Raw genomic sequence first — 16,745 nt, 5'->3', positions numbered from 1 at the left:
CATCTGAGTAACGGCACTCTGGAAGGTTTCAACAGTCTGCTCCAGTCCGCCAAATCCAGGGCACGGGGCTATCGCACCCACAAGAATTTTATTAACATGGCTTACCTCGTACTGGGTAAGCTGGATCTCAAGCTACCCACTTAAAACAGCGAGGAACCTGAAAAAGTTGCTATTCACGATCATTGTTACGCTTTCCGGCATTCAATGAATCCGAAGTTTGTTTCTTATTGCATGCAAGCACCATCATTTATTGCTGAGAAGGCAAAGTATATAGCTAGAACCAAGGTCAATACATTATTGATTAAGGGATTTTCCAAAATGTCAATCCCTGTACCATATCCAAATGACCTTGATAAATCTCTCGCAGAACAAGCCCGCATCGTTTCCATTCTCGACAAATTTGATGCCATCACCACCTCCCTCACCGCAGGCCTACCCCGCGAAATTGAACTGCGCCAAAAACAATACAAATATTACCGCGATCTGCTGCTCCGCTTTCCCAAGCCAATTCAAGCAGGAGAATGCCCATGAATGCAGAAAACGCACAGATTCAAATTTTTACCAGCGCCGATGGTCAGGCCCAATTAAGTGTCGCGATGGATCAAGATACCGTTTGGTTGAGTCTTGACCAGATGGTGCAATTATTTGAACGCGATAAATCGGTCATTTCCCGTCACCTTCGCAACCTATTTGCTGAGGGTGAGTTGGAGCGTCCTTCAGTAGTTGCAAAAAATGCAACAACTGCCGCCGACGGCAAAACTTACCAAGTGGATTATTACAATCTGGATGTGATTATTTCGGTGGGCTACCGCGTAAAATCGGCACGGGGCGTGCAGTTCCGCCAGTGGGCCACTCGCACCCTCAAACAGCATTTGGTGCAGGGTTACACCCTCAATCAACGCCGCTTGCAAGAGCGCGGCATCGAATTTGAGCAGGCGATGGCGCTTTTATCCCAGACCCTCAGCAACCAGCAGTTGGTGAACGCTGAAGGCGCAGCGGTGCTTTCGGTGATCAGCGACTATGCCCGGAGCTGGAGCCTGTTGCAGGGCTATGATGAACAAAGTCTGGGGGAGCTGAACAGTAAACAGTCGGCCATGCTGGCGCTGAATCTGGACGAGGCGCTAAACGCCATCCATGAATTAAAACAAGCACTGATCACCAAGGGCGAAGCCACGGAATTATTTGGTCAGTTGCGCGGCAATGGCCTCGAATCGGCGATTGCCACCATCGAGCAGGGTTATGGTGACGAACTTTTTTATCCGAATGTCGCAAGTCGCGCCGCGCACCTGCTGTATTTTGTGATTAAAAATCACCCGTTGGCTGATGGTAATAAGCGCAGCGGTTCATTTTTGTTTTTATGGTACTTGCGCCGCAATCAGCATTTATTGGCCAGGCCCGTGGAGCGATTGATTAACGACAACACGCTGGTCGCCTTGGCCTTGCTGGTCGCGGAAAGCGAGCCAGCGCAAAAATCGCTGATGATTCGCCTGATCGAGCATTTTATTTTGCTGAAAGAGGACGGCAATGCCTTATAAACCGCCCTTTACCATTACCAGCGAAATCCTGAATCTGGTAGCAGAGATCAGCCAGCAAGTAAAGCGGCTGGACGCCAGCGCGTTAAATGCCAATGGCCGTATGGGGCGCTTGTGGCAAACCTTAATTTTGTCTCGGTGGCACCCGCTGTTTTTGTCGTTACCCTTGGAAAGCGTGATTAAAGATCATCAACAGACGTATTACCAGGCACTTGAACAGGGTGACGAGCAAGCCGATAGTACGCTGTTTATTCGCTTCATGTTGTTGATAATTGCCCGGACGCTAACCCAAAACGCCTCTATAAGTGCCCCTGCAAACGCCCCTGTAAATCCGGAGCGTGATGTACGTGGACTCAAAACCCCCGAAGCGATTCTGGTGTTACTGGAGTATAACCTGCAGCGGACACGCCAGCAGCTCGCCGAACTGATGGGCAAAGACCTACGCACCATTGGCCGGGCTTTAGCCAAATTGCAGCAGGCGGGAAAAATTAAACGCGTCGGTTCCGATAAAACCGGCCATTGGGAGGTACAGCCGTGACAGACTACAAAACTATTGCCGAATCCAACAACTTCATTGTTCTGGATCAATACAACCGGGACTGGAAGGTGGCCGATAGCTACCAGAGCGAAGGGGACCTGGAACGCGAACTGATTCAGGATTTGACGAATCAGGGCTATGAATACCTGCCCGGCCTGAATCATCCCGAGGCAATGCTCGCCAACCTGCGTGTGCAGTTGCAGGCACTGAATAACCTGGAGTTTCTGGAAGGTGAATGGTTGCGTTTTGTGGAAACCTGGCTGGATAAACCCAGCGACAGCATCGTGGACAAAACCCGCAAAATTCACGATGACTATATTCACGATTTTGTGTTTGATGATGGCCATATCCAGAACATTTACCTGCTGGATAAAAAGAATATCGCCCGCAACAAGGTACAGGTCATCAATCAGTTTGAGCAATCCGGCAGCCATGCCAACCGCTACGATGTGACCATTCTGGTCAACGGCCTGCCGCTGGTACAGGTAGAGCTGAAAAAGCGCGGAGTGGCCATCCGCGAGGCCTTTAATCAGGTGCATCGCTACAGCAAGGAGAGTTTCAACAGTGAACATTCCCTGTTCAAGTATCTGCAACTCTTTGTGATTTCCAACGGTACGGACACCCGCTACTTTGCCAACACCACCCAGCGCAACAAAAACAGCTTCGATTTCACCATGAACTGGGCCAAGGCGGATAACAGTCTGATCAAAGATCTGAAGGACTTTACGGCTACCTTCTTTCAGAAAAACACCCTGCTGCATGTGCTTCTGCATTATTCGGTATTTGACGTAAACAACACCCTGCTGGTGATGCGCCCTTACCAGATTGCCGCCACCGAACGCATCATGTGGAAAATCAACAGCGCGTATCAGGCGAAAAACTGGCGCAGCACGGAAAGTGGCGGTTATGTCTGGCATACCACCGGTTCCGGCAAAACCCTGACCAGTTTCAAGGCGGCGCGTCTGGCCACCGGGCTGGACTTTATCGACAAGGTATTTTTTGTGGTGGACCGCAAGGATCTGGATTATCAGACCATGAAGGAATATCAGCGTTTTTCGCCCGATAGCGTCAATGGCTCGGATAGCACCGCCGGACTCAAACGCAATCTGGATAAAAATGATAACAAAATCATCGTCACCACCATCCAGAAGCTCAACCGGCTGATCAAAAGCGAAAATGACCTGCCGGTGTATAACCAGCAGGTGGTGTTTATTTTTGATGAATGCCATCGCAGCCAGTTTGGCGAAGCCCAGAAAAACCTGAAAAAACGCTTCCGAAAGTTCTATCAGTTCGGTTTTACCGGCACCCCCATTTTTCCGCAAAACGCCCTGGGAGCCGATACCACGGCCAGCGTATTTGGCCGCGAACTGCATGCCTATGTGATTACCGATGCTATCCGCGACGAAAAAGTGCTGAAGTTCAAGGTGGACTACAACGATGTCCGTCCTCAGTTCAAGGCGCTGGAAGCCGAGCAGGATGCGAAAAAACTCAGTGCCGCCGAAAATCGCCAGGCCTTGTTGCATCCCGACCGTATCCGCGAAATTACCCGGTACATTTTGAATAACTTCCGGCAAAAAACCCATCGTTTGCAGGCCGGTGGTAAAGGCTTTAACGCCATGCTGGCCGTCAGCAGCGTAGAAGCCGCCAAGTGGTATTATGAGTCCTTCAAAACCGTGCAAAAAGACCGCGAAAAACCCTTGAAGGTCGCCACCATTTTCTCCTTTGCAGCCAACGAAGAACAAGATGCCGTGGGCGATATTATTGATGAAAGCTTTGATGTTTCGGCCATGAACAGCAGTGCCAAGGAGTTTTTGGCGGCAGCAATTGCCGACTATAACGCACTGTTCAAAACCAGCTTCAGATTGGATAGCGACGGTTTTCAGAACTACTACCGCGATTTGGCCAAGCAAATGAAGGCCGGGGAAGTTGATCTGCTGATTGTGGTGGGCATGTTTCTGACCGGTTTTGATGCGCCGACGCTCAACACCTTGTTTGTCGACAAAAACCTGCGTTATCACGGCTTGATTCAGGCTTACTCACGCACCAACCGCATTTATGATGCGACCAAAACCTTTGGCAATATCATCACGTTCCGCAATCTCGAACAGGCGACTATCGACGCCATCACCCTGTTTGGGGACAAAAACACCAAAAATGTCGTGCTCGAAAAAAGCTTCAGGGAGTACATGGAAGGCTTTACCGATGTGGTCACTGGCGAAGCGCGGCGCGGCTTTGTGGATGTGGTGAAAGAACTGGAGCAGCGTTTTCCTGATCCTGCTGCCATTGAAAAAGAATCGGATAAAAAAGCCTTTGTGAAGTTGTTTGGCGAATTTTTGCGCGTGGAAAATGTGCTGCAAAACTTTGATGAATTCGCCAGCCTGAAAGCTTTGCAAAATGTCGATATGGATGACCCCGCAGCCTTAGAAGCCTTCAAGGCCAAGTATTATGTGACGGATGAGGAGTTGCCTGCGTTGCAGGCTGTTCAAATCCCATCCGAACGCAAAACCCAGGACTACCGTTCTACCTACAATGATGTGCGCGATTGGTTGCGGCGGGAAAAATCCGCTTCGGAAAAAGCAGAGTCCAGCATCGATTGGGATGACGTGGTGTTTGAGGTAGATTTGCTCAAATCTCAGGAAATCAATCTGGATTACATTCTCGAGCTGATTTTTGAGAACAACAAAAAAATCAAAGACAAGGTGGCCCTGGTGGAAGATGTGCGCCGGGTGATCCGTGCCAGCCTCGGGAATCGTGCCAAAGAAACGCTCCTGGTGGATTTCATCAATCAAACCGATCTGGATCAGCTTGGTGACAAAACCAGCCTGATTGAGGCCTTTTTTACCTTTGCCCAGGGCGAACAGCGGCGCGAAGCCGATGCGCTTATCGCTGACGAAAACCTGAATGTCGAAGCCGCGCGCCGCTATATCAGCGTTTCCCTGAAACGGGAGTTTGCCAGCGATAATGGCACCGAGCTCAATGCCCTGCTCCCCAAAATGAGCCCACTGAATCCTCAGTACCTGAGTAAAAAGCAGAGTGTGTTCCAGAAAATCGCAGCCTTTGTCGAGAAGTTCAAAGGCGTGGGCGGACAGGTTTAACACTTTTTTGGATATTGCAAAAACCACCCCCGGGCGCGGATAATCAGCGGATGCAAAACGAATTTGATGTCATTGTTGTCGGTGGAGGTCATGCCGGCACCGAGGCTGCCGCTGCCGCAGCCCGTTTGGGTGTGCGTACTCTGCTTCTGACCCAGAATCTCGATACCATTGGGCAGATGTCCTGTAATCCGGCCATTGGCGGTATTGGCAAAGGGCATCTGGTCAAGGAAATCGACGCCCTGGGGGGCATCATGGCCCTCGCCATTGATCAGGCGGGCATCCAGTTTCGGACCCTGAACGCCAGCAAAGGGCCAGCGGTGCGGGCGACCCGCGCCCAGGCCGACCGGAGTTTGTATAAACGCGCAGTGCGTCGTCTTCTCGAAAACATTACCAATTTGCAATTGTTTCAGGGCATGGCGGGCGACTTGTTAATGGAAAACGGGCATCTGGCCGGTGTGCGCACGGAAACCGGCCTGGAGCTGCGTGCGGGTCAGGTGATTTTGACTACCGGGACTTTTCTCGGCGGGCGCGTGCACATGGGTGACCAGAATTATGCGGCCGGACGGGCAGGCGATCCGCCATCCAACGCCCTGTCCCTGCGCCTGCGGGAAATGGCTTTTCCGGTTGCCCGTCTGAAAACCGGCACGCCGCCCCGCATTGATGGACGCAGCATCGACTATAGCGTGCTCGAAGCCCAGCCCGGAGATGATCCACTCCCCGCATTTTCCTTCATGACCCGGCAGGTGGATATCCCCCAGCGCGCTTGCCATATCACCCACACCAATGCGCGCACCCATGAAATCATTGCCGCCAACTTGCACCAGTCGGCCATGTATGGCGGGCACATTCAGTCCGTAGGGCCGCGCTACTGTCCTTCCATTGAGGACAAAGTGGTGCGCTTTGCCGAAAAAACCTCGCACCAGATATTTCTCGAACCTGAAGGACTGGATACGCACGAAGTCTATCCCAACGGCATTTCCACCAGTTTGCCTTTTCCCGTGCAGGTGGATTTGGTGCGGAGCATGCGCGGTCTGGAAAATGCCGTTTTGCTGCGTCCGGGTTATGCCATTGAATACGATTTTCTCGATCCGCGTGATTTGCACGCCAGTCTGGAAAGCCAGCGCCTGCCCGGACTTTTTTGTGCCGGCCAGATCAACGGCACCACCGGCTATGAAGAAGCCGCCGCACAGGGCCTGCTGGCGGGCCTTAATGCCGCACGGCGGGCGCGGTCACAGTCTGCCTGGGTGCCGGGGCGTCATGAGGCGTATCTGGGCGTAATGGTGGACGATCTGGTCACCCGGGGGCTGGATGAACCCTATCGGATGTTTACCAGCCGGGCCGAATATCGCCTGCAATTGCGTGAAGATAATGCCGATATTCGCCTGACCCCGCAGGGTCGCGAACTTGGGTTGGTGGATGATGCACGCTGGGCGGGCTTCAGCCGCAAACAGGATGATCTGGAAGCCGAGCGCGGGCGTTTCCAGAGTGTGCGCATTCGCCCCGAAGATGCAGCAGCGCAGCGGGTTGCCGCGCATGTGGGTCAGGCCCTGAACCGGGACGTAACCGCGCTGGAATTGTTGCGCCGTCCGGATTGGGATTACGCCAGCCTGACGACGGCTCTGGACATCCCGGTTTGTGCGGACCCACGTGTCAGCGAACAGTTGGAGATTGAGTGCAAATATTCGGGTTACATTGCCAGGCAGCAGGACGAAATTGAGCGGGCCGTCCGCTGGGAGGGCATGGCCATTCCTGAGGACATGGATTATGCCTCGGTGCGCGGGTTGTCCACGGAAGTCAGGCAACGCCTGAGTCGCCAGCGTCCGCAAACCATTGGTCTGGCCAGCCGCATTCCGGGCGTCACTCCGGCAGCCGTGTCGCTGTTGTTGATTCACGTGAAACGCCGCAGCTTGCTGCAGGCAGGCTGATGCCGTCCGCTTCTGCCCTGCCAGAACCACTGGCCGAGGCTCTGGACGCCGGTCTTGCGCTCATGCAACTGGATTCAGTTCATCCCGATCAGCGCCAGTTGCTGATTCAGTATGTGTTACTCCTTCAGCGCTGGAACAGTACCCACAATCTGACCGCCGTGCGCGACCCGCTCGAAATGATCTCCCGTCATCTGCTGGACAGTCTTGCCGTGCTGCCTTTTCTGGATGCCGGGCGGGTGGCAGATATTGGCAGTGGTGCGGGTTTGCCGGGAATCCCCTTGGCCATTTGCCGATCCACTCAGGCCTTTACGCTGGTGGAGCCCGCCAGCAAGCGCGTGGCTTTTTTGCGCAGTGTGCTGGCCGAGCTCGGCCTGAGCCATGTGCAGGTGGTCCCCACGACCAGCGAAAAATACGAGCCTGAAAAGTTGCCAGACATCCTCATCAGCCGCGCTACCGCCCCTCTCGCGCGCCTGGATGCAATGACCATCCATCTGCAGGGTCCGCAGAGCAGGGTGCTGGCTATGAAGGGGCCCGGTGTCGAAGAAGAGCTGGCCGATTGGCCCCGCGCGGCTGCGCTGGAGCTGCGTTGTCACGACTTGCAGGTACCGGGTTCACCCCTGCGCAAGCTCTTGATTTGGACGAATCCGCTGCAGATGCCCTAGCCCCCCGCGAGCTGACAGGGTATTCTTGCGCGATTGTAGACTTCATCGGGAAATCACCCCAAAACATGCGCATCGTTGCTGTTGCCAATCAGAAAGGTGGCGTGGGAAAAACCACGACTGCCGTCAATCTGGCTGCCGGACTTGTCCAGACGGGCAAGCGGGTGCTGCTGGTTGATCTGGATCCGCAAGCCAATGCCAGCACCGGGTTGGGCCAGGTGGGTAATACGGCGAGCAGCATTTATCACGTATTGCTGGGGGAATTACCGCTCTGCGCGGTGCTGCATGCAGTATCCCCTGCCGGACTTTTTCTCGCACCCTCCAGCCCCGATCTGGCCGGGGCCGAAGTGGAAATCTACCCGCGCGCAGATCGTGAACAGCATCTGAAAAGAGCTTTGGCCGAGGCGTCGGACTTTGATTATGTCCTCATTGATTGCCCGCCAGCCCTGAATATGCTGACCATCAATGCCCTGGTAGCGGCAAACCGTGTGCTGATTCCCATGCAATGCGAATATTATGCCCTGGAAGGCCTCACGCAGTTGCTGAATACCGTCCGGCGGGTGCGCGCCCAGCTGAACCCTCATCTGGAAGTGGATGGCCTGTTGCGGACTATGTTCGACAACCGCAACCGTCTTTCCTCGGAGGTCGGTCAGGAGTTGGAACGGCATTTTCCGGATAAGCTCTATCAAACGGTTATCCCCCGCAATATTCGCCTTGCCGAAGCCCCCAGCTTTGGCCGCGCTGCTCTGGAATACGATCCTTCCTGCGCGGGTTCCCTGGCCTATCAGGGTTTGGCCAAAGAATTCCTGCAACGGGAGGGGCCAAAATGAAGCGAGTGGGTTTGGGTCGGGGTCTCGATGCACTGTTTGCCAATGAAGATTCGGGTACCGGATCAATGCGGGAAATCCCGGTCGATCTGCTCCAGCGTGGTCGTTACCAACCGCGCGGCGTGATTGCCGAGGAATCCCTGCAGGAATTGGCGGAGTCCATACGCCATCAGGGAGTGGTGCAACCCATCGTGGTGCGCGCCGTGGGCGGCGGTCGCTATGAAATCATTGCCGGCGAGCGCCGCTGGCGTGCCGCACAACTGGCGGGTTTGACCCAAATACCTGCGGTAGTCCGCGATTGTGGCGATGAGCAGGCCCTGGCCATCGGCATCATCGAAAATATACAACGTCAGGATCTGAATCCGCTGGAAGAAGCCCAGGCTCTGCAGCGCTTGCTGGATGAATTTGGCCTCAGCCACGAAGCGCTGGCCGGAACGCTGGGACGTTCGCGGGCGGCCATCAGTAACCAGCTCCGGCTCTTGCGCCTTTGTCCCGCGTTGCATCCGCACGTGGAAAGTGGTGCCCTCAGTGCCGGACATGCCCGCGCCCTGTTGACCCTCAGTGACGAGCGGCAACAGGTTCTGGCCGAAAAAGTGGTCCAGGAAAACCTGAGCGTCCGCGCCACCGAAAAGCTGGCTCAAAAAGACCTGAATCCGCCAGCACCCCTGCCGGAACCGGACCCCAACACGGCCGCTCTCAAAGCACTGATTCAATCCAGTCTGGGACTTGGTGTGGATTTGCGCGCCCGTGGCCAGGGGGGGGAACTGCGTATTCGCTGGGAAAGTCCGGAGCAGGAGGCCATGCTCCTGAAACGTCTGGGCGTATCGCTCAATGACGACGAAAGCTGATGGATCACTCTTGACGCTGGGCATCTGCGTGTTTAGACTCCGCCTGTATTTGAGTTTTGCCCATTGAAAGAGCAAGAAAAACAAATGGGCATGGTGAACTTCTCGTCCTATGTAGGGCGAGTCACTGCGACAGTGTTGACGTTGGCCCTGTTCCTGGCTGCCTTGCTGGCATGGCTCTGGGGACGACAAGAAGCCTACGCACTGCTTTTTGCGGCATTTTTGAGCGTAATCAACATGCTCATCCTGGGTGGTCGCCTGATCGCGCTCCCCGCTTCTACGCATCTTGCCGCACGGCGGCTGGGTGGGGCGGTGTTGCAGCGCTGGATCATCACCATTCTGGGTCTCATCTTGGCAATTTTCTGGCTGCATCTGCCTGTTATCGGGTTGGTTGCCGGGTTTTTGCTGGCCCATTTCGTATTTTTGGCATTTCTGATGCGGGAACGTATCAGGCAAAGGAGTTAAGTGTGGCTTCAGGCGATATCGCCCATCATCTCGTCAACTGGACTATCGGTTCCGGTTTCTGGACGTTTGATCTGGACACCATTGTCATGGGCTGGATCATGGCGGCCATTCTGGTCATTACCGGCATGGTAGTCGGCGCAAAATTGCAGACCAGTACCCCCAGCGGCATGCAAAACTGGCTGGAAGGCGTCGTCGATTTTATTGATGATCTGGTCCAGGGCAGTTTCCCGGTCAAGGACCCCTTGATTGCACCCATGGCCATCACGGTATTTTTGTGGATACTGCTGATGAACAGCCTGGACGTCATCCCTGCCTACTTGCCCGGCATTATTGCGCACTGGTTTGGTATTCCAGAATTTCGGATAACCCCGACCGTCAACCTCAACACCACCCTCGGCGTTTCCATCACGGTATTTCTGGTGATGATTGCCACCAATTTGCGGGTGAAGGGTTTCGGCTACTTCAAGACCTACCTGACCCATCCCTTCGGTATCTGGCTGTTTCCGATGAACATCATCATGTCCCTGATCGAAGAAATCACCAAGCCGTTAAGCCTGGGGCTGCGACTTTTCGGCAACATGTTTGCCGGCGAGCTGGTATTTTTGCTGCTGGCCATGTTGCCCTGGTGGGGCGAACTGGTGATGGGTACGGTCTGGTCCCTGTTTGAAAGTTTGATCATTGTCCTGCAGGCGTTTATTTTCACCGTGTTGACCGTGGTTTACCTCGGCATGGCGAATATGCAGGATCATTAATACAGTTTTTATATTTCACTTTTGCGACACTTGTAAGGAGTTATCATGGACGCACACACCATTATCGTAGCTGCTACAGCCATTGCTGTGGGTATTATTTTTGGCGCCGCTGGACTGGGTTCCGCCATTGGCTGGGGTCTGATTACCTCCAAGACCATTGAAGGCATTACCCGTCAACCCGAAATGCGTCCCCAGTTGTTGGTGAATACCTTCATTTTTGCCGGCTTGATGGAATCTTTCCCCTTCATCATTCTGGCCTTCGGTTTCTGGTTCCTCTTCGCCAACCCGTTCCTGGGCTGATGCGGGCCCGGTTGATCCGGCCCTCTTGCAAGTGAGGTAGTCATGAATCCAGTAGGTATCAATGGAACACTGATCATACAGCTGATCACCTTCGTCATTTTGGTGGTGTTGTTGTACAAGTATATGTATGGTCCCCTGCGTAAGGTAATGGACGCCCGCCGCGCGAAAATCGCTGACGGTCTGGCCGCTGCTGAACGTGGTAAGGAAGAAATGGCCCTGGCCCAGAAACGCGCTGCAGAAATGCTGCGGGAGGCCAAGGACAAGGCGGCAGAGATTATTGCCAACGCCGAGCGTCGTGGTGTGGAGCTGCGTGAAGAAGCTCAGGTCAAGGCCCGTGAGGAAGCCGACCGGATTATTGCCGGAGCCCGTGCAGAAATTGATGTGGAAACCAACCGGGCCCGTGAAGTCCTGCGTGGTCAGGTGGTGGAGCTGGTGGTCGACGGCACCCAGCGTATTCTGCATCGTGAAATTGATCAGAATGCCCATCGCGACATCATCGACCGTATGGTCGGCCAACTGTGAGGATCTGAAATGGCAGATCTGATCACGGTGGCGCGACCCTACGCCGAGGCGCTTTACGGGCTGGCCAAAGAGTCTGGTCAGCAACAGGCTTGGGCAGACGCTTTGCAGGTGCTTACCGCCATGGTTGCAGACGACCAGGCCCAGGCATTTTTGAATGACCCTGAACGCCCGGAAGCGGACAAGGTGGCCTTGCTCGCCGCCGCTCCTGTTACTCTGGAACAGTCGGGCTGGCAGGCCTTTCTGACTCTTCTGGTGCATAACGATCGCTGGGCAGCGGCAGCAGAAATTGCCGTCCTCTTCGCTGAGGCTCTGCGCCATGACGAAGGCATTGTCGACGTTCTGGTAACCAGTGCGGTGGCTATGGACGCGCAGCAGAAAAGCTCGGTTCAGGCGGCGCTTGAACAGCGTTTCAGCGGTCGCAAAGTCGCTTTTCGTGAGTCGGTAGATGCCTCGCTGATTGGCGGTCTCGTAATTCATACGGGTGATCTCACCATAGATGCTTCCGTGCGTGGACAAGTGCAGCAACTTGCCCGAACCCTTCGCAGCTAAAGTCTTGAGGAACAAAGTATGCAACAACTGAATCCATCGGAAATCAGTGACCTGATCCGCGCACGCATCGCTGGCTTTGAAGGCCGTGTCGAGACGCGCTCCCAGGGCACTATCATCAGCCTGAGCGACGGTATCCTGCGCATTCACGGTCTGGAAGACGTCATGTATGGCGAGATGCTTGAACTTCCCGGCGGGCGCTATGCGCTGGCCATGAATCTGGAGCAGGACAATGTCGGTGCCGTGGTACTGGGAGAATTCTCCGGCCTTGAAGAAGGTGGCATTGTTAAATGCACCGGCAAGGTCATGCAGGTTCCTATCGGCAAGGAATTACTGGGTCGTGTGGTCAATGCCCTGGGACAGCCCATTGATGGCAAAGGCCCGGTAGATGCCAAGGAATTTGACGTTCTCGAAAAAATCGCGCCCGGCGTGGTGGATCGTCAAAGTGTGGACGAGCCCATGCAGACCGGCGTCAAATCCATTGATTCCATGGTACCGGTGGGACGCGGACAGCGCGAACTGATCATTGGTGACCGCCAGACCGGCAAGACTGCTGTGGCAGTGGATGCCATCATCAACCAGAAAGGCAAGGGTGTTTACTGCATTTACGTTGCGGTGGGCCAGAAGGCTTCAACCGTGGCTGGAGTGGTCCGCAAGCTGGAAGAATACGGCGCCATGGAATACACCACGGTCATCGCCGCCAACGCTTCCGAATCAGCGGCCATGCAGTATCTGGCGCCTTATTCCGGCTGCACAATGGGTGAATTCTTCCGCGATCGCGGCATGGACGCGCTGATTGTGTATGACGATCTGACCAAGCAGGCCTGGGCCTACCGGCAGATTTCCCTGTTGCTGCGGCGTCCTCCGGGTCGCGAAGCGTATCCGGGCGATGTGTTTTACCTGCACTCCCGTTTGCTGGAGCGCGCTGCGCGTGTCAATACGGATTTTGTAGAAAAATTCACCCATGGTGAAGTGAAGGGTAAGACCGGTTCATTGACCGCCCTGCCCATCATTGAAACCCAGGCCGGCGACGTTTCTGCCTTCGTGCCGACCAACGTGATTTCCATCACCGACGGCCAGATTTATCTCGAAACCGATTTGTTCAACTCCGGTATCCGTCCCGCCATTAACGCCGGTTTGTCCGTGTCGCGCGTCGGTGGCGCTGCCCAGACCAAGATCATCAAGAAGTTGGGTGGGGGTATTCGTCTGGATCTGGCGCAGTATCGTGAACTGGCGGCTTTCGCCCAGTTTGCTTCTGATCTGGATGAAATAACCCGCAAACAAATTGAACGGGGCAAACGGGTTACTGAACTGCTGAAACAGGATCAGTTCTCACCCATGTCGGTCGCAGAACAGGCTGTTGCCCTGTTCGCCGCCAGCAGCGGTGCCCTGGATGACGTGGAAGTGGCCAAGGTGCGGCCTTTTGAGAAGGCCTTGCTGGCTTATCTGCACAGCAATAACAAGGATCTGATGGCTGGGCTCGAAGACAAAAAAGAGCTCACCGATGACTTCAAAAAGCAGCTCGACGCGGCAGTCAAGCAGTTCAAGTCCAGTTCGACGTACTAGGAGAGCAGCATGGCCAATGCCAAGGAAATTCGCGGTCAGATCAAGAGCGTAAAAAATACGCGCAAGATCACCCGCGCCATGGAAATGGTGGCTGCAAGCAAGATGCGGCGCGCGCAGGAACGGATGCGCGCTGCCCGGCCCTATGCGGAGAAAATTCGCGAAGTACTGGGCCATCTGGCGCTGGCACACCCGGAGTATGAACATCCTTTGATGCAGGTTCGGCCCGTTAAAAAAGCGGGTTTTCTGGTCATCACTACCGATCGTGGCCTTTGCGGTGCGCTGAATGTCAATGTGCTTCGGCAGGTTGTCCATAAAATGCACGACCTGCACGAACAGGGCGTCAGTTCGGATCTCGCGGTCATGGGGAACAAGGGGCTGGGTTTTTTGCGTCGGCATGGCGCCCATCTGGTCGCTGAACTGAATGGACTGGGCGACAAGCCCAATCTGGCGGACATGATCGGACCCATCAAGGCCATGGCCGATGCTTACGCCAAGGGTGAGGTCGATGTGGTTTATATGGTCTCTTCCCGCTTCGTCAATACCATGCTGCAACGCGCCACTCTGGAGCAGTTGCTACCCGTAGCCAAGCCGGAAGTGCCTGCCGAAAAACCGGCGGAGATGTGGGATTACATTTACGAGCCGGAGGCTCGCCCGGTTCTCGACAAGCTGATGCATCGCTATGTGGAGTCTGTCGTTTATCAGGCGGTCATTGAGCATCTGGCCTGCGAGCAAAGTGCGCGCATGGTGGCCATGAAAAATGCCTCGGACAACGCCAAACGGATGGTGGGCGATCTGCAGTTGGCTTACAACAAGGCCCGTCAGGCAGCCATTACACAGGAAATCGCCGAAATCAGCGCCGGTGCGGCGGCGGTTTGACGATTAAGCACAGCATTTTTGGATTTTTTGAGGGTTAAATCATGAGCGAAGCGGTAGCTAAAGATAATGCCGTCGGCCACATTGTCCAGGTGATCGGACCGGTGATCGATGTCGCCTTTCCTCGCGGGCAGGTCCCGGAGATCATGGAAGCCGTGGTCATCACGGAAAAAAATCTTACCATTGAAATTCAGGCGCAGTTGGGTGACGGCGTGGCACGCGGTATTGCCATGGGCCCCAGCGAAGGTTTGAAGCGGGGTCTGGCGGTTGCCCGTACGGGTGCCCCCATCAGCGTCCCCGTTGGTCACGGTACTTTGGGACGGATCATGGACGTCCTGGGTGATCCTGTCGATGGCAAGGGTCCGGTACAGACGGAAGAGCGCAAGGCCATTCACCGCCCCGCCCCCAGCTTTGATGAACTGGCGGCCAGCACCGAAGTGCTGGAAACCGGTATCAAGGTTATCGATCTGGTCTGTCCTTTCGCCAAGGGCGGCAAGGTCGGTCTCTTCGGTGGTGCAGGTGTTGGTAAAACCGTGCTCATGATGGAACTGATCCGGAATATCGCCATTGAGCATACCGGTTATTCGGTGTTTGCCGGTGTGGGTGAAAGGACCCGCGAAGGTAATGACTTCTATCACGAAATGACCGATTCCGGCGTGCTCGACAAAGTGGCGCTGTGCTATGGCCAGATGAATGAGCCACCCGGCAACCGTTTGCGCGTCGGTCTGACCGGTTTGACCATGGCGGAACATTTCCGTGATGAAGGCCGCGATATTCTGATGTTCATTGATAACATCTTCCGTTACACCCTGGCGGGTACGGAAGTATCCGCTCTGCTCGGGCGTATGCCTTCGGCAGTGGGTTATCAGCCGACGCTGGCTGAAGAAATGGGCAAGTTGCAGGAACGCATCACCTCTACCAAGGTGGGTTCCATCACCTCGGTACAGGCGGTTTATGTGCCTGCTGACGATCTCACCGATCCGTCACCGGCCACGACCTTTGCCCACTTGGACGCAACGGTGGTGTTGTCCCGTCAGATTGCTGAACTGGGTATTTACCCCGCTCTGGATCCTCTGGATTCCTTCAGTCGTCAGTTGGATCCGGCGATTGTCGGTCAGGAACACTATGATGTGGCACGTTCCTGTCAGAAGACCCTGCAGCGCTACAAGGAATTGCAGGACATTATCGCCATTCTGGGTATGGATGAACTTTCCGAAGATGACAAGTTACTGGTCTCACGAGCCCGTAAAATTCAGCGCTTCCTGTCCCAGCCCTTCTTCGTGGCAGAAGTATTCACGGGTAGCCCCGGTACCTATGCTTCACTGAAAGATACCATTCGCGGGTTCAAAGCCATTGTTGCCGGTGAATATGATCATCTGCCGGAACAGGCTTTTTACATGGTAGGTACTATTGATGAAGCGATTGCCAAGGCGCAAAAGCTGCAGCAGGGATAAGGTATGGCCATGACCATTGATGTGCGGGTCGTCAGTGCTGAAGGGAGTATTTACGAAGGCGTTGCCACCATGGTGGTAGCCCCCGGTGAAATGGGTGAGTTGGGTATTTTGCCGCGCCACGCTCCCTTGCTGACCGGATTACGTCCCGGCGAGTTACGGATTATCAACGGTGAAAACACCGAATATTTGTTCGTAAACGGCGGCATGCTCGAAATCCAGCCGGACGTGGTCACGGTTCTGGCAGATTCAGCAGAACGGGCTACGGATATTGACGAAGCCAAGGCGCTTGCTGCCAAACAGGCGGCTGAGGCGCGTCTGGCCGGTAATCTGGATCAGATGGATTATGCTGCAGCTCAGGGTGAACTATTGGCTCAGATTGCCCGTTTGAAAGCCGTTCAGCGCTTGCGCGAGCAAGGCCTGCTGCGCTAGTTTCGAAAGCAGCGATGCTCCTGTCTTTGGGCAGGTTTCATAAACCCCGGTCGCTCATGGTGACTGGGGTTTGTGCGTTTTGAGGAAGAGATCATGGATCAGGTGATTACCGATATTGTCGTGTTGGCGGCCGGTCAGGGTACCCGCATGCGTTCTGCCCGGCCCAAAGTGTTGCAGGCTTTGGGCGGCAAGCCTTTACTGGAGCATGTGCTGGATACGGCGCAGGCCTTGCAACCGCGACACTTGCATGTGGTGATTGGCAATGGCGCTGAGCTTGTTCAAGAGCATTTCAGTCAGTGGCCCGTGCAGTGGTGGCATCAGCAGGAGCAACGTGGCACCGGCGATGCCCTGAAAGCGGCTTTACCCGGTCTGCGGGGTGCTGACCGGGTACTAGTGCTGTATGGGGATGTTCCCTTG

General features: G+C 54.9%; 18 protein-coding genes and 1 pseudogene. All 19 read left to right on the top strand.

What is annotated here, in order from left to right; all coding sequences use genetic code 11:
* On the top strand, positions 1–144 hold a 144-nt coding region (locus H7F08_RS13095), incomplete at its 5' end, for a transposase (protein ID WP_193640773.1).
* Positions 145–168: 24 nt separating this feature from the next.
* Positions 169–531: pseudogene (locus tag H7F08_RS13090) on the top strand (restriction endonuclease subunit S); the annotation flags it as partial.
* Positions 528–1,535: a virulence protein RhuM/Fic/DOC family protein gene (gene rhuM, locus H7F08_RS13085; RefSeq protein WP_193640772.1), complete on the top strand. Its 1,008-nt coding sequence runs from the start codon at positions 528–530 to the stop codon at positions 1,533–1,535. The pseudogene H7F08_RS13090 and the gene rhuM, both read left to right, overlap by 4 nt.
* The gene (locus H7F08_RS13080; RefSeq protein ID WP_193640771.1) at positions 1,525–2,070 is read left to right on the top strand and encodes a Fic family protein; all 546 of its coding nucleotides are present in this window, start codon (positions 1,525–1,527) and stop codon (positions 2,068–2,070) included. Before rhuM ends, H7F08_RS13080 begins: the two co-directional genes overlap by 11 nt.
* A complete protein-coding gene (locus H7F08_RS13075; protein WP_193640770.1) occupies positions 2,067–5,165 on the top strand; it encodes a type I restriction endonuclease subunit R in 3,099 nt (1,032 codons plus the stop codon). Before H7F08_RS13080 ends, H7F08_RS13075 begins: the two co-directional genes overlap by 4 nt.
* A gap of 50 nt (positions 5,166–5,215) precedes the next feature.
* Positions 5,216–7,090 (top strand): tRNA uridine-5-carboxymethylaminomethyl(34) synthesis enzyme MnmG, encoded by a 1,875-nt coding sequence (mnmG, locus tag H7F08_RS13070; RefSeq protein WP_065974966.1) that lies wholly within the window; start codon positions 5,216–5,218, stop codon positions 7,088–7,090.
* Complete coding sequence (rsmG, locus tag H7F08_RS13065; protein WP_065974962.1) at positions 7,090–7,752, top strand: 16S rRNA (guanine(527)-N(7))-methyltransferase RsmG; 663 nt, start codon at positions 7,090–7,092, stop codon at positions 7,750–7,752. Before mnmG ends, rsmG begins: the two co-directional genes overlap by 1 nt.
* 65 nt (positions 7,753–7,817) lie before the next feature.
* Positions 7,818–8,579, top strand: a complete 762-nt coding sequence (locus tag H7F08_RS13060) for a ParA family protein (RefSeq protein WP_024894401.1) — start codon at positions 7,818–7,820, stop codon at positions 8,577–8,579.
* The gene (locus H7F08_RS13055) at positions 8,576–9,424 is read left to right on the top strand and encodes a ParB/RepB/Spo0J family partition protein (protein ID WP_024894402.1); all 849 of its coding nucleotides are present in this window, start codon (positions 8,576–8,578) and stop codon (positions 9,422–9,424) included. The genes H7F08_RS13060 and H7F08_RS13055 overlap by 4 nt, the downstream gene beginning before the upstream one ends.
* A gap of 63 nt (positions 9,425–9,487) precedes the next feature.
* Positions 9,488–9,886 carry a hypothetical protein gene (locus H7F08_RS13050; RefSeq protein WP_226831060.1) on the top strand — a complete coding sequence of 133 codons (399 nt, stop codon included), beginning with the start codon at positions 9,488–9,490 and terminating at the stop codon, positions 9,884–9,886.
* Between the two features lie 2 nt (positions 9,887–9,888).
* Complete coding sequence (gene atpB, locus H7F08_RS13045; protein WP_024894404.1) at positions 9,889–10,638, top strand: F0F1 ATP synthase subunit A; 750 nt, start codon at positions 9,889–9,891, stop codon at positions 10,636–10,638.
* Between the two features lie 45 nt (positions 10,639–10,683).
* Complete coding sequence (atpE, locus tag H7F08_RS13040; protein WP_009561114.1) at positions 10,684–10,938, top strand: F0F1 ATP synthase subunit C; 255 nt, start codon at positions 10,684–10,686, stop codon at positions 10,936–10,938.
* A gap of 42 nt (positions 10,939–10,980) precedes the next feature.
* Positions 10,981–11,460 carry a F0F1 ATP synthase subunit B gene (gene atpF, locus H7F08_RS13035; protein WP_081577509.1) on the top strand — a complete coding sequence of 160 codons (480 nt, stop codon included), beginning with the start codon at positions 10,981–10,983 and terminating at the stop codon, positions 11,458–11,460.
* A gap of 9 nt (positions 11,461–11,469) precedes the next feature.
* Positions 11,470–12,009 carry a F0F1 ATP synthase subunit delta gene (locus tag H7F08_RS13030; RefSeq protein WP_024894406.1) on the top strand — a complete coding sequence of 180 codons (540 nt, stop codon included), beginning with the start codon at positions 11,470–11,472 and terminating at the stop codon, positions 12,007–12,009.
* 18 nt (positions 12,010–12,027) lie between these two features.
* A complete protein-coding gene (gene atpA, locus H7F08_RS13025; RefSeq protein ID WP_193640769.1) occupies positions 12,028–13,572 on the top strand; it encodes a F0F1 ATP synthase subunit alpha in 1,545 nt (514 codons plus the stop codon).
* Between the two features lie 9 nt (positions 13,573–13,581).
* A complete protein-coding gene (gene atpG / locus H7F08_RS13020; RefSeq protein ID WP_024894408.1) occupies positions 13,582–14,448 on the top strand; it encodes a F0F1 ATP synthase subunit gamma in 867 nt (288 codons plus the stop codon).
* 41 nt (positions 14,449–14,489) lie between these two features.
* Positions 14,490–15,899 (top strand): F0F1 ATP synthase subunit beta, encoded by a 1,410-nt coding sequence (gene atpD, locus H7F08_RS13015; protein WP_010640820.1) that lies wholly within the window; start codon positions 14,490–14,492, stop codon positions 15,897–15,899.
* A 3-nt stretch (positions 15,900–15,902) separates the two neighbouring features.
* Positions 15,903–16,328, top strand: coding sequence for a F0F1 ATP synthase subunit epsilon (locus H7F08_RS13010; RefSeq protein ID WP_010640819.1), 426 nt, complete (start codon positions 15,903–15,905; stop codon positions 16,326–16,328).
* Positions 16,329–16,430: 102 nt separating this feature from the next.
* A partial coding sequence (locus H7F08_RS13005; RefSeq protein ID WP_319803975.1) for an NTP transferase domain-containing protein occupies positions 16,431–16,745 on the top strand: 315 nt, incomplete at its 3' end.

The sequence above is a fragment of the Acidithiobacillus sp. HP-11 genome, from assembly GCF_015100075.1.
GTDB lineage: Bacteria > Pseudomonadota > Gammaproteobacteria > Acidithiobacillales > Acidithiobacillaceae > Acidithiobacillus > Acidithiobacillus thiooxidans.
Note: the sequence above shows the minus strand (reverse complement) of the source record. Positions and strands in the feature narration are given on the sequence as shown.

What these genes read in the sequence shown, in the direction of transcription:
- rhuM (WP_193640772.1), top strand. Translation starts at nt 528, where the DNA reads ATGAATGCAGAAAACGCACAGATTCAAATTTTTACCAGCGCCGATGGT.
- H7F08_RS13080 (WP_193640771.1), top strand. Translation starts at nt 1,525, where the DNA reads ATGCCTTATAAACCGCCCTTTACCATTACCAGCGAAATCCTGAATCTG.
- mnmG (WP_065974966.1), top strand. Translation starts at nt 5,216, where the DNA reads ATGCAAAACGAATTTGATGTCATTGTTGTCGGTGGAGGTCATGCCGGC.
- rsmG (WP_065974962.1), top strand. Translation starts at nt 7,090, where the DNA reads ATGCCGTCCGCTTCTGCCCTGCCAGAACCACTGGCCGAGGCTCTGGAC.
- H7F08_RS13060 (WP_024894401.1), top strand. Translation starts at nt 7,818, where the DNA reads ATGCGCATCGTTGCTGTTGCCAATCAGAAAGGTGGCGTGGGAAAAACC.
- H7F08_RS13055 (WP_024894402.1), top strand. Translation starts at nt 8,576, where the DNA reads ATGAAGCGAGTGGGTTTGGGTCGGGGTCTCGATGCACTGTTTGCCAAT.
- atpE (WP_009561114.1), top strand. Translation starts at nt 10,684, where the DNA reads ATGGACGCACACACCATTATCGTAGCTGCTACAGCCATTGCTGTGGGT.
- atpF (WP_081577509.1), top strand. Translation starts at nt 10,981, where the DNA reads ATGAATCCAGTAGGTATCAATGGAACACTGATCATACAGCTGATCACC.
- H7F08_RS13030 (WP_024894406.1), top strand. Translation starts at nt 11,470, where the DNA reads ATGGCAGATCTGATCACGGTGGCGCGACCCTACGCCGAGGCGCTTTAC.
- atpA (WP_193640769.1), top strand. Translation starts at nt 12,028, where the DNA reads ATGCAACAACTGAATCCATCGGAAATCAGTGACCTGATCCGCGCACGC.
- atpG (WP_024894408.1), top strand. Translation starts at nt 13,582, where the DNA reads ATGGCCAATGCCAAGGAAATTCGCGGTCAGATCAAGAGCGTAAAAAAT.
- atpD (WP_010640820.1), top strand. Translation starts at nt 14,490, where the DNA reads ATGAGCGAAGCGGTAGCTAAAGATAATGCCGTCGGCCACATTGTCCAG.
- H7F08_RS13010 (WP_010640819.1), top strand. Translation starts at nt 15,903, where the DNA reads ATGGCCATGACCATTGATGTGCGGGTCGTCAGTGCTGAAGGGAGTATT.